Genomic DNA, 13,909 nt, shown 5'->3' on the forward strand with positions numbered 1-13,909 from the left:
GGTGTGTCCCCCCATCACGCACCCGTGATCAGGGCGTCCCTCAAGTCGCCCTAACGACTTGAGGGACGCCCTGATCACGGGGTGGGCAGGATACCTGCCAGGTTCTGTCAGGGTCGCGGGCTAGCGTCGGGGTGTGCGGGCGAGCCGACTGCTGTCCCTGCTGCTGCTCCTGCAGAGCCGCGGCCGGATGACCGCGCCCGAGCTCGCCGCCGAGCTGGAGGTGTCGGTGCGCACCATCTACCGGGACGTGGAGTCGCTCGGCGCCGCCGGGGTGCCGGTGTACGCCGACCGCGGCCCGGCCGGCGGCTACCAGCTGGTCGACGGCTACCGGACCCGGCTGACCGGCCTGACCACCGACGAGGCGGAGACCCTGTTTCTCGCCGGGGTGCCCGGCCCCGCCGCCGAGCTGGGCCTGGGCGCGGCACTGGCCGCCGCCGAGCTGAAGCTGCGCGCCGCCCTCCCGCCCGAGCTGGGCGAACGCGCCGCCCGCATCCGCCAGCGGTTCCACCTGGACGCGCCGGGCTGGTTCCGGCTGGCCGAGCCGGTGCCGCACCTGGCCGCCCTGTCCGACGCGGTGTGGCAGGGGCGGCTCGTGAACGCCCGGTACCGGCGGTGGAAGGCCCCGCGCGAGGTCACCCGCACGCTCGCGCCGCTCGGTGTGGTGCTCAAGGCCGGCCGCTGGTACCTGGTGGCGGCCCGCGACGGCGAGCCGTTCGCATACCGGGTGGGCAACGTCCTGGACGTCGAGATCCTTGACGAGGGCTTCGAGCGGCCGCCCGGATTCGACCTCGCCACGTTCTGGCAGGAGTGGACCACCCAGTTCGAGGAGAAGGTGTACAGGGGCGAGGCCGTCGTGCGGATGACCCCGGACGGGCTGGCGCGGATGCCGCACATCTTCCCGCCGGCGATGTCCCGCGGCGCCGCCGCCCGCGCGGGCGAGCCCGACGAGACCGGCTGGCTGCGCACGGTCGTGCCGATCGAGTCGGTCCGGCACGGCCTCACCGAGCTGCTCAAGCTCGGCGCCGACGTCGAGGTACTGGCACCGGCGCCGCTGCGAGCGGCGTTCGCCCGCACCGCGCGGGAGTTGTCGACGCTGTACGACGAGGAGACCCTGTACGACAAGGAGGACGAGACGATGTCGCTGCCAGAGGACATGGGGGCACACAACGCACAGCTGATCGAGCAGTTCCGGGCCAACGGCGGCACGTCGCCGACCGGCGGGCCGATGCTGCTGCTGACCACGACCGGTGCCCGCACCGGCCAGCCCCGCACCACACCGATGATGTTCATCCCCGGCGACGAGCACCTGATGGTGATCGCCTCCAACGCGGGCGCCCCGAAAACCCCGGACTGCTACCACAACCTGGTCGCCGACCCGGCCGTGACCGTGGAGGTCGACGGCGACACGTACCGGGCCAACGCGGTGGTGCCGCGCGGCACCGAACGCGACCGGCTGTTCGCCGGCGTCGTCGACAAGTACCCGTTCTTCGCCGACCACCAGGCCAAGGCGGGCCGCACCCTGCCGGTCGTGGTGCTGGTCAGGAGCGACTGATCAGCGCCTCGACGCCGTCGAGCACCCGGGCGAGCCCGAACTCGAACGCCCGCTCGGGGTCGTTCGGGGCGTCGAACGCCTCACCGGCGGCGGTGCCGACCCGCGACGACACCGGGTACTTCTCCGGGTCGAGCACCTGGGCGAGCAGCGGCGCGTACCCCTCCCACCACTGGGCGTCGCTCATCCCCGAGCGCTGCTGGATCTGCACGGCCGCCACCGCCGCCCGGGCCGCCCCGTGCACGTAGTCGCCGACCAGGGTCACCACCAGGTCCATCGCCACGTCGGGCAGGCCGGTGCCCTCGACCGCGCCCAGCTCGTACTCGTACCGGGCCATCAGGTTCGGGCCCATCGGCGGCCGGCTCGTCGACACCTGCAGCAGCCACGGATGCCGCAGGTACAGGGCCCACTTGTCGCGCGCCACCCGCTCCAGCCGCGCCCGCCAGCCACCCGCGACCTCGGTGCGCGGCAGCTCACCGAGCACCGTGTCGAGCATGACGTCGACCAGCTCGGCCTTGCTGGGCACGTAGGTGTACAACGACATCGCCGTGACGCCGAGCCGCTCCGCGACCCGGCGCATGGACAGCGCCGCCAGTCCCTCGCCGTCGGCGAGCGCGATCGCCGCCTCAGCGATTTGGGGTACTGTCAGCCGCTGCTTCGGGCCGCGGCGGCTCGGCTCCCGCAGCCCCCACAGCAGCTCGACGGTGCGGGCGGGGTCACCGCTGCCACTGTGCCAGCCGTCTTTGGAATCAGTTGTCACTTCGTACAGCGTATGGCAGGTCGAACACGGACCCGAGCCGGTGCTTGGCCGGTACCCGATGAATGTTGTGCGGGTCGATGAGGAACGCGGTCATGCCCGCCCTCGACGGGCCCTCGAAGTCGGCGGCGTAGGTGTCGCCGACGAAGGCGGCGGCACCAGCCGTCACACCCAGCGCGGACAGCGCGGTGTCGTAGATGCTCGGGTGCGGCTTGCGCCACCCCACCTCCACCGACATGATCACCGCGTCGAAGCAATCCTCGATGCCCATCGCCGCGAGGTGGCCGGGCACCAGCGGCGGGTGGTAGGTGTTCGTGACGACGGCGAGCCGGTACCGGCCAGCGAGGCCCCGGATCAGGTCGGCGATGCCGTCCGGGTAGCGCACGCCGGTGCTCCACTCCCGCACGTACTCCTCGACGAACGCCTCGACATCGGCGCGCGCCGGCGTCGTGCCGAGCGTGGCGGCGAGAAACTCGGTGCCGACCTCCACCATGGAAAACTCGTGGTCGTCGACGTCGCTGCGCCGGTCGAAGTCGGCGCACAACGCCGCCCACCTGGCCAGAAACTCGGTGTAGCTCAGGTCGGCGCCGAACCGCCGCAGCATGGCGTGCGAGGCGTGGTAGCCCTGCTCGGTGCGGCTCTCGGAGTAGTGCACGAGCGTGCCGAAGAAGTCGAACAGCAGATGAGTGGGGTGGATGTCGGGCACGGCTTGCATCATGTCAGGCGGGCGGGTGCGCGGGCTCGACCGACCTGATGAAGACCGTCAGCGACGTCTACGACAGCGTGCCGTGCGACGAGATCTGATGGGCGTAAATCATTTGAGCCTTCCTCGGGCGTTGTCGTAGGTTGCGTGCGGCCCCGCCGTCGCCGTGAAGACAGAGGACGAACCGCGTGACCCCACCTGCTCTTTAGACCTGACCCTTCTCCACTCACCTGCGAGCTGACCCTCCGGTCGGCTCTGCCGGGCTGCCCGTGTGCGCCCGCTCATGCAGCGTTTCGAGGCCGCGCCTAATCGGCCTCGTGTCAGGTCTTCAGAGAGATCACCATGTCTTCACAACCTCATATCGTGCTGCCCTGGACCGTCCGTCGGACCAGGCTCCCGCTGCTGTCACTGCGGTGCCTGGACTGCCGGTCGGAGTCGGCCACCACCGGCGAGGGCAAGTTTCGCGTCAACGCCAACGGCAAACTGCTGGACGTGTGGCTGCTGGTCCGCTGCGTATCCTGCGATCGGACGAGCAAGCTCACCGTGTACGAGCGGGCACGGGTACGGTCCATTGATCCGGCCGAGCTGGACGGCTACCACACCAACGACCCGGAGCTGGTGGCGTCCACGCTGCTGGATCCGCTGATGGCCCGCCGCAACCGCTTCACCCTGGACTGGACGGACGCCTGGCGCCTGCACGCCCCGCCGGCACGGCTGGACGGGCCGTGGCCGGTACAGGTGGAGGTCGTCTTCGACGATCCGGTGCCGGTGCGCCCGGACTGGCTCATCGCGCACGGGCTCGGCCTGAGCAGAAACGAGGTGTTGCGCCGGATCAAGTGCGACATCCCGCTGCGCCGTACGACGATCGCCGGCTTCACCTTCACCGTGATGGCCGTCGACTAGGCCGGGCGTTTCGGGGGCGGCTTCGGTACTTTGGAGCCGCCCCCGGTGTTACGCGTAGTGGTGGGCCAGGTTGGTGGCGAGGGCGCGCAGGTGAGCGGTGACTTCGGCGGGGCCGTGCACGGTGATGGCGCTCCCGAACGGCAGTAGTGCTCGCACGTCCTCCAGACGCTGGAAGCGAATGGTCACCTTGTGGCCGGTGGCGGATTCCTCATCGTCGTCCCGGACCAGTCGCAGGCCGAAGATCCGTTGCGCCCGCTCGATCTGGGCCTGGTCGACGGTGGCGCTGACCTCGATCGGGTGGTTGTGTGCCCATTGCTCGACGAGCGCCGCGGCGACGGTGGCCAGGGACTGGTTCGCGCGGATCCGTCGTGGCTGGTCGACCTCCTTCCACGTCGTGATCCGTTCGAGTCGGTACATGCGTGGCACGCGGGCACAGTCGGCGACGAGGTACCAGATGCCGGCCTTGGCGAACAGCCCGTAAGGATCCACGACCAGGTCGCGTGGGCACGACTCGCGCGGGCTGTCGTACACGATCCGCAGCTGGCGACCCCGCCGCACCGAGCCGAGCAGCGAAGCCGGACTCGTGCCGGAAGCTCGGGTGTGGAGCCAGGGACGGCTGTCCACGTGCACCACGTCGGTGAGCGGCAGAAGCTCATCAGCTCGACGTGACCGGGTAGCGGCGATCTTGGCGAGCGCGCGGCGGCTTTCGACCGATGCGTCGAGCTCCGCGCGTTGCTTCTCATCCAGCCCGATGAGCGAGAGATGATCACGCTCGCCGGGCGTGAGTCGCGTGAGGTCGAGCCCGGACCCGGGCAGCATCGTCACGCCGCCGAGGCGGCCCCGGTGTGCGGTCACCGGCAGGCCGGCGTCGCGCAGCCAGTTCAGGTCGCGGGTGATGGTGCGAAGGGAAACCCCGAGCGCCGAGGCGAGTTCCTGTGTGGTCGCGCCATCCCTGGATTCGAGGAGCAGCATCAGGGTGAAGAAGCGGTCAGGGGTCACGAGATCAAGTTTTTCAAAAATTGCGACACGATACGGCGCATATTCCGGCCAGGCTGGTGGATGCCTACCTACGACCCGTGAGAAGGAACAACCATGACCAGCACATCCGTCGTGTCCATCGTCTACGTGAACGACGCTCCCGCCGCGGCTCGCTTCTACGGCGACCTGCTCGGCATGAGCCCCTCGTTGGAGACGCCGGGATATATCACCTTCGGCCTCGGGCCAGGCGCTGACCTCGCTGTGTGGTCCGGCCAGTTCGCGGACCTGTCACCGGACGTCCCGCGTACCAGTGAGGTCTGCTTGGCCATCGACGGTGGCGGACCCGACGAGATCAACGCGATCTTCGAGCAGTGGCGGTCCAAGGGGGTCACGATCCTGCAGGAGCCGCACGACGCGGGGTTCGGGCTGACCTTCCTCGCAGCCGATCCGGACGGGAACCGTATCCGGGTCGCACCGAAGGACTGATCTGAGCAGATCACCCGCCACTGGCTCTTACGGGCGCAGCGGCGTGCGGCGGGGAATCACCTTGCGGTACGCGATGCGCCACCCGGCGGCTTCTAGGCGGACGATGTCCTCGTAGACCACGCTGCCCGCCCGGCCGTCGGCGTAGATCCCGATCGCCTTCGAGCGCACCCGCACCGTGCCGTCCGGATCCTCGCTCACGCAGACGTTCGTGACGTGATGACCGACCGGGTTCGCGTCGCCCACCGCGAGGCTCGCCTCGCTGATCGCCTCGTACCCCCGCAGCTCACCGCGACCGAACGCGGACACGTCATAGACGACGTCGGCGCAGAACAGCTCGCCCATGCGCTCGAACTCGCCGCTGTCCATCAGATGACCGTGTAACGCCACCAGTTCGTGCACCGCAAGCCTGTCCTCCACCGACAGCCCCACCCTCAGCTCCTCCACGACCGACGACTTCGGGGAGTACGTTGGCAACCGGCCCCGCTGACGTCGATCTTCTTATCAGAGTTTGCGCCGGAAGGTGTCACCTACAGCGGGTCCGGTGTTGAGCGACACCGGAACGTCAGTGACCTCGCGGGTTGGCCTTCGGGTTGAGGGCGGCTACTGGCCGGCAGCGACTGCCGTTCAGGGTAGTTCGACGAACGGAAGTCCGACGGCGGCGAGTTTTGTTTGCAGGTTGATGTCGCTAGTGGCGGCGTAGAGGGCTGAGCCCGGGTGTTCGGACTGTAGGAGCAGGGTCGAGGCTACGAACCGGTCGTCGGGCACGGTTGGGTCGAGCCAGGACGGTAGCTGGTCGGCCTTGGGCTCGATGTGCTCGAAGACGGCGTACACGTCGCCGGCTACGCGGACGCCGGTGCGTACGTCTCCATTGGTTCGAAGGCCCTTGAGGCGTCGATCGGCGCGCTTGGCCGCCTCGCGGAGGTCCTGGGTTCGGCCGGCGCGCTTGAGGTCGTCGAGTTCGCGCAGCACGACGGGCAGGAGATGGGCCATGTACCGGCGGCCGAGCGTGCCAACGTGGGCCGCCAGGTCCGGGTTGTCGATGAGGGTGTTGGTGTCCACGACGAGCCGGGTAGCGTACTCGTCCCTCGGCAGCAGCTCGGTGAGGGCACGGAGATCCGCAACGTCAGCATTGATCATCTCGGCGGCCCACTCAAGAGCCGGTGGGATATCGTGATCGCCGCACTCTCGGACGAGCCAGCGCTCCAACCGGTTGAGGTGATCGTCGAGCCGTTGCGTGACGGTGGGCGTCGGGTGTGGGAAGAGGAGCCGAAAGCGTGGCTCCCAGTCCCGGGCGGAGTCGCTTCTCCCCCAGCCCCACTCCGGGAAGCCGAAGAAGGCTCCGTACGCGTTCCCGCGGTTGGGGTCGATGTTGTCGATCGCGGACGCGGCGACCACATTGACGTACGCCGTGTGGATCTCGTCGAGTTCTGTGAGTAGACGCTCGACGTAGGTGGGCGGCGACGTCCTGCGATTGACCATCTTGAGGGCGCGGACGATCTCCCGGGCTCACCTGCGCGGATGGCGGCATGCGGGCTAGCTAGCCGGGGTAGCCTCCCTGGGTGAGTTCACCGTCTGGCGACTACACCGCGGCGCTGCCGCGTAAGCGGATGGGTTCGGCTGTCCTGCTGCGCGATGCCGGCGGCCGGATCTTGTTGGTGGAGCCGGCGTACAAGGACTACTGGGAACTGCCCGGGGGTGCGGTGGACGCTGACGAGTCGCCGTACGACGCCGCGGTGCGTGAGCTGAAGGAAGAGCTGGGCCTGTCGGTGACGCCAGGCCGGCTGTTGGTGGTCGACTGGGTACCGCCCCGCGCAGGGCGTACCGAAGGGGTCATGTTCGTCTACGACGGCGGCGTACTCGACCCGGTGAAGGCCACCGAGATCCACCTGCCCGCCGACGAACTACGCAGCTGGGCCTGGTCGACGCCGGCTGAGGCGCAGAAGCGGCTGTCTGCGCTGCTTGCCCGGCGGGCCGCCGCCGCGCTTGAGGCGACGCACGGCGGCGGCACCGTCTACCTGGAGAACGGCAACCGGGTCGTCTGACCCCGAGGCAGACCCCCGCTGGTTAGGTGGCCGCGGCCGGCATCCGCCCACTGATGCCCGTCGCGTGGCCGCGCAGGCGTGCCACCGGATCGGATCAGGCTGATTCCGCCGGAGCGGTACAGACTGTCGTGCACGCCGTCGGCGTAGAGCAGCCCGGTGAGGTCGGCGCGGGCCTTGGCGATCGGGCTGGCCTGCTGGAAGCCGCACGCACCCAGCAGCGGCGCGAGCTCCGTCACGGCGCGGTGGGCGGTGTCTACGCCGGCTGCCTTGCCGACCCGGGCGGCCAGGTCCGCGTGCGGGTGTCCGAGTGCCGACAGTCGGCTCGCGGCGGTCGCCGCGAGCAGCGCCGCGGTGATCTCGGCATGGGTGCGGCCGAGGCTGATCAGGGCGTTGTCGCGGACCCGGGGCAGCACGCCGACTTTCTGCCGGGCGGCGAGCGTGTCGGTGACGTAGGTGTGCACCCCGGCGGCGGTGCCGAGTGCGGTCGCGGCGACCAGCGGCCGGAACCGGGCAAAGTGCCGGCGGAATACGTCCAGGCCGGCGCCGGCCGGCCCGACCAGATCCGCAGCCGGGTCGACGGGCACGTCATGCAGGCGCAGCACACCCCAGGACCAGCCGCCCAGCCCGAACGGCTCGATCATCTCCCGTTCCAGACCTCGGTCGGCGGCGTCGACGACCGCGGCGGTGATCCGGCTGTCTGGGTCGCGGAAGAACACCACGAAGCCGGCCGACTCGACCAGCCGGGACACCCAGCACTTCTCTCCGCTGACCAGCCACCGACCACCGCGGTGCAGGCGGGCGCGTGTGGTGAGCTCCTGGATGCGGGAGCCGCCGTGCCGCTCAGACGCGGCGATTCCCATCAGCTCGCCCCGACCAAGCCGCGCTCGCCAGGTCTGCACGGACGGTTCGCTGGCGTCGGTGAGGACCATCGCGCCGTGACCCGGCCCGGTCGCGTCCCGCAGGTCCAGGTCGTGGCTGCCAGCGCAGAACTGCGCCAAGGTCTGCCACACCGCCCCAGCGACAGGGCCGGCCGGCGGACGGTGGCCGCGCTCGGCCAGGTAGCGACGCAGCGCCAACAGCCACCGCGACCGCGCGGACTGGTCACCGACCGGTGGCGCCGTTGCCACCCGGCCAGCCAGATCCTCCGAGAACCGCTGCAGCGTGTCCCATGCGTCGCGGTCCAGCTCAGGAACACTGGAGTGCATCGGCTCCAGCCAAGCCACCGCGGCGGTCATGGTTTCACCTGGCCGTGCTGGCGGGCGGGAACCCCGTACACGACCGCGTCCGCCGGGACGTTCTGGGTGACGACCGAGCCGGCCCCTACCAGCGCCCGGGCGCCCACGGTGATCCCAGCCAGCAGCACGGCGCCGGAGCCGACCTTGCAGCCGTACTCGAACACCGGCGGATCGAGGGGCTGCTCGTGGTCCGGGTCGCGCCAGATCAACTGCTTGTCGTTGACGGTACGGACCCCGGCGCCGAGAAACACCCGATCCGCCACCCTGGTGTCGGCCGTCAGGTGCGAGCCCGGCGAGCAACGCACCCCGTCACCGATCCGGGTACCCCGCTCGACGGTCAGGTTGGCCGCGAGCTGACTGCCGGAGCCGACGACCACATTGGTGCGCAGCAGCGTGTGGTGACCGATCGTGGTGTCGTCCCCGACCCGCACCCCGGCGTAGATGGTGGCGCCGGCCCGCACAACCGCGCCGGCGCCGATCGTGGTGGCGTCGCCCACACCCTGGTACACCTGCCGCATCGCGTACCCGTACTCTGGCTCACCGACGATCGCCCGGTGGCCCAGATGGGCGTCGGCGCCGACCCGGGCGCCGCCATGCACCACCGCGAACGCGCCCACGACGACGCGGGCACCCAGGACGATGGGCCGCAGTGTGCCCAGCATGTCGACCGGTATGAACACCGCGCTCGGGTGGATCCGGCAGCCGTTGCCGATCTCCAGAAGCCCGGCACGGATCAGGTCCGTCGCGGTGACCGCGATGTCCACAGTGGTGTTGGCATGCATCATGGCCACTCCCTCGCATCGCCAGCTCCGGCCCGCTCGGCGCGAGCGGGCCGGCTCCAGTGCACCGGAACGCGGTACCGACCCTGAGACCACAAGACGCCGCGTGCAACGCGTTTGCACAACCCGTAAGCATCGGTCACCCTCAAAGCGCACCCTCGGTGAGGAGGTGGGCTGGTGAACACCGAACCCGCCTGGACGGCGATGCCAGCCATCGCCGCGGCCGCCGCATCCGGCGACGTCGGCGCGCTGCTGCGCGTCGTCCGTACCGCCGCCGGGCTCACGCTCGAAGAGGCCGGACAGCTGACCGGCTACTCCACCGCCACGATGTCGCGGATGGAGAACGGCCGCCGCCGGGACTGGACCGTCACCGAGCTGCGCCGGCTGGCCGAGGTGTATGGGATCCCACCGCACCTGCTCGGGCTGGCCGCGTCATCCAACACCACAGCGGCCAACGCGGCTAGGGTGACCGAAGGACCGAACAACGGTGGTGGTGATTGGATGCGTCGACGCGACCTGATCGCGGGCACCATCGGTGTCACCGCCGGCGCCGCCCTGATCCCCACCGACGCCGCCGCCGGAATGGCCTCCACCATCGAGGACGTCGTCTTCGGCAAGGTCAAAGCTGCTCCGCTGCCCGGAAACCAGCTCACCGCGCAGATCGCCGCCGCGAACGCGGACTTCCGGGCCTGCCGCTACAGCCAGCTCGGCCGGCGGCTGCCCCTCCTAATCGCCCAGGCCACCGCCAGCCGCGACCACGCCCCGACCGGCGAAGCTGAACGCGCGTCACAGCGGTTGGCTCAGGCGTACGGCGTCGCAACCCAACTGCTGATCAAGCTGCACGACGACGGAATGGCCACTTCGACCGCAGATCGTGCCGTGCAGGCCGCCCGCGCCAGCGCCGACCCGCTGACCATCGCCGAGGCGGCCCGGCTCGCCGCGACCGTGCTACGCCGCACCCGCCACCGTGACGGCGCGCAGCACCTGGTCCTGCAGGCCGCCGAACAGCTCGACGACGACACCGGCCTGACCGACCCGCAGCAGATCGCAATGTACGGACAGCTACTCGCGGTCGCCGCGTACACCGCGGCAATGCGGGATGACCGTGACACCGCCTGGACCCTGCTCGACGAGGCCGAAGACGCTGCCCGTCGCGCAGGCGCCGCCAACCGGTTCAACCCGCTCGACCTCGCCGTCTACAAGATCAGCGTCGCGCGGGTACTCGGCGACTACGGCACCGCCGTGGACTACGCCAGACAAGTGGACCCAGCACGCATCACTGCCCCGGAGCGGCGCGCCCGCTACTGGGAGGACACCGCCCTGGCCCTGCATGGCCGGGGCCGACCGGCTGGAGCCTTCCAGGCGCTGCTTGCCGCCGAGCGCGACACCCCGCAGGAAGTCCGCTACCGGCCCTGGGCACAACACCTCACCGAACACCTCATCTCCACAGACGCCCGGGCCAGCCTGCCCGGCATCCGCGAGTTCGCCCAGCGGATCGGCGTCGGATAGCCGTCGGCCCTCTTAGCCGCGAGGGCGTTTTGACGAGCGGTTTCGCGGATCAGGTCAGGGACGGTGGACGGCCCGGTGGGTCCTACGTGGACGGGGACGGCGCTGGCGGACCGGGCAAGAGCCGGCTGCTCATGTCGAGCTTGACCTCGCCGTACGGCGCGACGTACGTCCAGAACAAGAGCGTGAGGCCGCGCCGATCGGCGTCGGGCAGCGCGGACCCACACCGCGGCCTTACTAGCGCCCATCTGACCAGGGAGAACAGGGATCGGATCTCGATAGCCCTGACCAGGAACTGTCGGGTTGTTTGTTGGTCAGAGGCCGACACCCGCCAGCGGATTCGCCTGCCAGCGGTCGATGTAACCGAGGAGGGTGGCGAAGCCGTCTTTCCAGCCGCCAGCGCGGGCGATGCGCAGCGGGGCTGCGCCGGCGCACAGATCGCCGTGCTGCTGGAGTAGTTGCCGCAGCGCGTCGGCGAGCCGCTCGTCGTCACTGAGGTAGATGGGCCGCCGGAAGCACCCTTACGGTCGGCGCACCAGGACAGGAAGCGGCGCAGGTCGCCGGTGTAGGCGCGGCGGGTGCTGTCGGGCATGGCCCGGCTCAGCCGGTCAGGGGCGCCCGCCGACGGGACCTGAGGGACGCTCGCGTACCCCAAGCGGCACCTTACCCACATCACATAACCGTCATTATGGTGCGCGCTCGCGCGGCGTCCATATGTCCGTTTTCGGATTACTGGATTACCGGTAATAGCAATCCAGTAATCCGACCGAAGAGTTGGTGCCGCGTGCCACTGATGCCGTCCGGCCGGCAGGGACCGCTCGGGCTGTGAACGTTTGTGGTTGCTCCAGCAGCCACAAACGTTCACAGCCCGGCGTCCTGGCATCGAACCCGCGGCGTTGTGGCTGGCGCGCGGTCGACGGGCATGGCGTCGGTGAGTAAGGCCTGCCTCCGCCGGATCACGGAGGCAGGCCGGTATCACGTCGCGGTTGATCCTGCTGCCGGCGGCTATGCCCTTACCCCGCATCCGCCGCTTCGGATGCGGCTCGAACCGCTCCGGCTGCGCCGCGGGGTCTCCGGGGTGCGTCCCGCGTAGCGGGCGCGGTCTCCCGGGAGACGCCGCCGGCGATGGCGACCGCCGTCGGCGGTCGCCGATCAAGGAGATCTCCATCGACCAAGGGCAAAAGCACGCGGAAATGAGATCCAACCATGTGCATTCGCCCTTGATCGGCGGGGAAAGGCCGCAAGGCCCGCGCGGCGGAGCAGCGGATCGGCGGGGAAAGGCCGCGCGGCCCAGCGCGTGGGTCGCAGCGCGTCGATGCGGCCCCGGTGGAAGGATTGACGGCATGACCGACGCCAGACGGCTGGGCGCCGACGAGGCCACGTTCATCGCGGCGGTCCGCTCAGGCGATGCGGCGCGGTTCGCGGTCCTGACCGAGCGCCACCGGCGTGAGCTGCAGGTGCACTGCTACCGGATGCTCGCGAACTACGAGGACGCCCAGGATATGACGCAGGAGACGTTCCTGCGAGCGTGGAACAAGCGTGAGTCGTTCAAGGGCCACGCGGCGCTGCGGACCTGGCTGTACCGGATCGCGACGAACGCCTGCCTCGACTTCCTGGAGAAGCGCAACGACCGCACGCCCGTACTGTCCGAGCTGCCGGACTCCGGCTCCGATGTGCTGTACCTGCAGCCCTACCCCGACCGGATGCTCCCCGAGGACCCGCAGGAATCGGTGGTGGCGCGGGAGACGATCGAGCTGGCGTTCATCGTCGCCGTCCAGCACCTGCCGCCGCGGCAGCGGGCGGTGTTCATCCTGCGCGACGTCCTCGGCTGGCCGGCGCCGACGGCCGCCGAGGCACTCGAGCTGACCGTCGCGTCGGTGACCAGCGCACTGCAGCGGGCGCGGGTGACGATGCGTGAGCAGCTGCCCGACCGCCGCCTCGATTGGCGGAGCCCCGCCGCCCACGAGCTGTCGAATGACGAGCGCGGCGTGGTGCAGTCGTACATCGGCGCCCACGAGCGTAACGATCTTGACGGGCTGGTGTCTCTGCTGCGCGACGACCTGCGCTTCGCGATGTTGCCCGATCCGGGAACCTCGGTCACCACGGCCAAGGACGCGGTGGACGGCTGGGTCACCGGTGGGCTCTTCCAGCGCGGTTACGACGACTGGCGCGGTATCGCCACGACGGTCAACCGCATGCCTGCCGCCGCGCTGTACCTCCGCACCCCCGACGACCCGGAGTACCGGCTGTTTGCCGTCGCGCTCCTGCACATCGTCGACGGGAAGATTGCCGAGCTCACCGGTTTCGACGCCACCGACAAGCCATGGCTGGACCTGCCTCCGACTCTGCAAGCAGAGAATGTCCCCTGAACACCCCGTGCTCATCGCCTCGTCTCGTATCGGGTCAGCAGCAAGCCGCCGGGAAACGTCCGCGTCTCCACCAGGTTCAGGTTCACCCAGTTGTCCAGCGCGGTGAAGAACGGCGTGCCGCCGCCCACCAGGACCGGGTGGGTGACCAGCACGTACTCGTCGATCAGCCCGGCTCGCATGGCCGCCCCGGCGAGCGTGGCACCGACCATGTCCATCGGGACGCCGTCTTCGGCCTTGAGTCGGGTGATCTCGGCGACCGCGTCGCCGGTGACCAGCCGGGTGTTCCAGTCGACCTTGTCGATCGTCGAGGAGAACACCACCTTCGGCATGTCCCGCCAGCGGCGTGCGAACTCGATCTGCGCCGGGGTGGCGTCAGGCTTCTGGTCAGCGGTCGGCCAGTGCGAGCTCATCGTCTCCCACAGTTTGCGCCCGTACAGCGCCAGGCCGGTCGCCCCCACCCGGTCGGACCACCACTGGAACACCTCGTCGCTCGACACGCTCCAGCCGAGGTCGTCGCCGGCCGCGGCGGTGTAGCCGTCCAGGCTCAGGTTCATGGCGAAGGTCAGTTTCCGCATCGTTTCAGCCTCTCGTGAGTCGATCTC

14 protein-coding genes are annotated in these 13,909 nt (G+C 69.8%); 6 read left to right on the forward strand and 8 right to left on the reverse strand.

What is annotated here, in order from left to right:
* The first annotated feature begins 133 nt into the window (after positions 1-133).
* A complete protein-coding gene (locus tag QMG73_RS22245) occupies positions 134-1,552 on the forward strand; it encodes a nitroreductase/quinone reductase family protein (protein ID WP_309299513.1) in 1,419 nt (472 codons plus the stop codon).
* On the opposite strand, the gene QMG73_RS22255 is transcribed toward QMG73_RS22245, so the two are convergent.
* The gene (locus QMG73_RS22255; protein ID WP_281898636.1) at positions 1,539-2,309 is read right to left on the reverse strand and encodes a TetR/AcrR family transcriptional regulator; all 771 of its coding nucleotides are present in this window, start codon (positions 2,307-2,309) and stop codon (positions 1,539-1,541) included. The two genes, QMG73_RS22245 and QMG73_RS22255, sit on opposite strands and share 14 nt — an antisense overlap.
* The gene (locus QMG73_RS22260) at positions 2,299-3,012 is read right to left on the reverse strand and encodes an HAD family hydrolase (RefSeq protein ID WP_281898638.1); all 714 of its coding nucleotides are present in this window, start codon (positions 3,010-3,012) and stop codon (positions 2,299-2,301) included. The genes QMG73_RS22255 and QMG73_RS22260 overlap by 11 nt, the downstream gene beginning before the upstream one ends.
* 360 nt (positions 3,013-3,372) lie before the next feature.
* Here QMG73_RS22260 and QMG73_RS22265 point away from each other — a divergent pair, with 360 nt between their 5' ends.
* Complete coding sequence (locus tag QMG73_RS22265; RefSeq protein WP_281898640.1) at positions 3,373-3,912, forward strand: DUF1062 domain-containing protein; 540 nt, start codon at positions 3,373-3,375, stop codon at positions 3,910-3,912.
* Positions 3,913-3,960: 48 nt separating this feature from the next.
* Here QMG73_RS22265 and QMG73_RS22270 read toward each other — a convergent pair whose 3' ends face one another.
* Positions 3,961-4,911: a helix-turn-helix transcriptional regulator gene (locus tag QMG73_RS22270; protein WP_281898642.1), complete on the reverse strand. Its 951-nt coding sequence runs from the start codon at positions 4,909-4,911 to the stop codon at positions 3,961-3,963.
* Between the two features lie 93 nt (positions 4,912-5,004).
* On the opposite strand from QMG73_RS22270, the gene QMG73_RS22275 reads away from it, so the two are divergent.
* Positions 5,005-5,376, forward strand: coding sequence for a VOC family protein (locus QMG73_RS22275; protein WP_281898645.1), 372 nt, complete (start codon positions 5,005-5,007; stop codon positions 5,374-5,376).
* A 27-nt stretch (positions 5,377-5,403) separates the two neighbouring features.
* Here the strand turns inward: QMG73_RS22275 and QMG73_RS22280 are convergent, their stop codons facing one another.
* Entirely contained in the window at positions 5,404-5,793 is a 390-nt protein-coding gene (locus QMG73_RS22280; protein WP_281898646.1) for a nuclear transport factor 2 family protein, read from the reverse strand.
* 207 nt (positions 5,794-6,000) lie between these two features.
* Positions 6,001-6,855: a PIN domain-containing protein gene (locus QMG73_RS22285; protein ID WP_281898649.1), complete on the reverse strand. Its 855-nt coding sequence runs from the start codon at positions 6,853-6,855 to the stop codon at positions 6,001-6,003.
* An 80-nt stretch (positions 6,856-6,935) separates the two neighbouring features.
* On the opposite strand from QMG73_RS22285, the gene QMG73_RS22290 reads away from it, so the two are divergent.
* Positions 6,936-7,418: an NUDIX domain-containing protein gene (locus QMG73_RS22290; RefSeq protein WP_309299515.1), complete on the forward strand. Its 483-nt coding sequence runs from the start codon at positions 6,936-6,938 to the stop codon at positions 7,416-7,418.
* Here the strand turns inward: QMG73_RS22290 and QMG73_RS22295 are convergent.
* Both QMG73_RS22295 and QMG73_RS22300 read right to left on the reverse strand, forming a co-directional pair.
* Positions 7,388-8,653, reverse strand: a complete 1,266-nt coding sequence (locus QMG73_RS22295) for an acyl-CoA dehydrogenase family protein (RefSeq protein ID WP_281898651.1) — start codon at positions 8,651-8,653, stop codon at positions 7,388-7,390. The two genes, QMG73_RS22290 and QMG73_RS22295, sit on opposite strands and share 31 nt — an antisense overlap.
* Positions 8,650-9,438, reverse strand: coding sequence for a DapH/DapD/GlmU-related protein (locus tag QMG73_RS22300; RefSeq protein WP_281898653.1), 789 nt, complete (start codon positions 9,436-9,438; stop codon positions 8,650-8,652). The genes QMG73_RS22295 and QMG73_RS22300 overlap by 4 nt, the downstream gene beginning before the upstream one ends.
* A gap of 171 nt (positions 9,439-9,609) precedes the next feature.
* Here QMG73_RS22300 and QMG73_RS22305 point away from each other — a divergent pair, with 171 nt between their 5' ends.
* Entirely contained in the window at positions 9,610-10,941 is a 1,332-nt protein-coding gene (locus QMG73_RS22305) for a helix-turn-helix domain-containing protein (RefSeq protein WP_281898656.1), read from the forward strand.
* Between the two features lie 1,340 nt (positions 10,942-12,281).
* Positions 12,282-13,307 (forward strand): RNA polymerase subunit sigma-70, encoded by a 1,026-nt coding sequence (locus QMG73_RS22310; protein WP_281898658.1) that lies wholly within the window; start codon positions 12,282-12,284, stop codon positions 13,305-13,307.
* Between the two features lie 11 nt (positions 13,308-13,318).
* On the opposite strand, the gene QMG73_RS22315 is transcribed toward QMG73_RS22310, so the two are convergent.
* Positions 13,319-13,882, reverse strand: coding sequence for a dihydrofolate reductase family protein (locus QMG73_RS22315; protein ID WP_281898660.1), 564 nt, complete (start codon positions 13,880-13,882; stop codon positions 13,319-13,321).
* Between the last annotated feature and the right edge of the window lie 27 nt (positions 13,883-13,909).

The organism is Phytohabitans aurantiacus, from assembly GCF_027923225.1.
GTDB lineage: Bacteria > Actinomycetota > Actinomycetes > Mycobacteriales > Micromonosporaceae > Phytohabitans > Phytohabitans aurantiacus.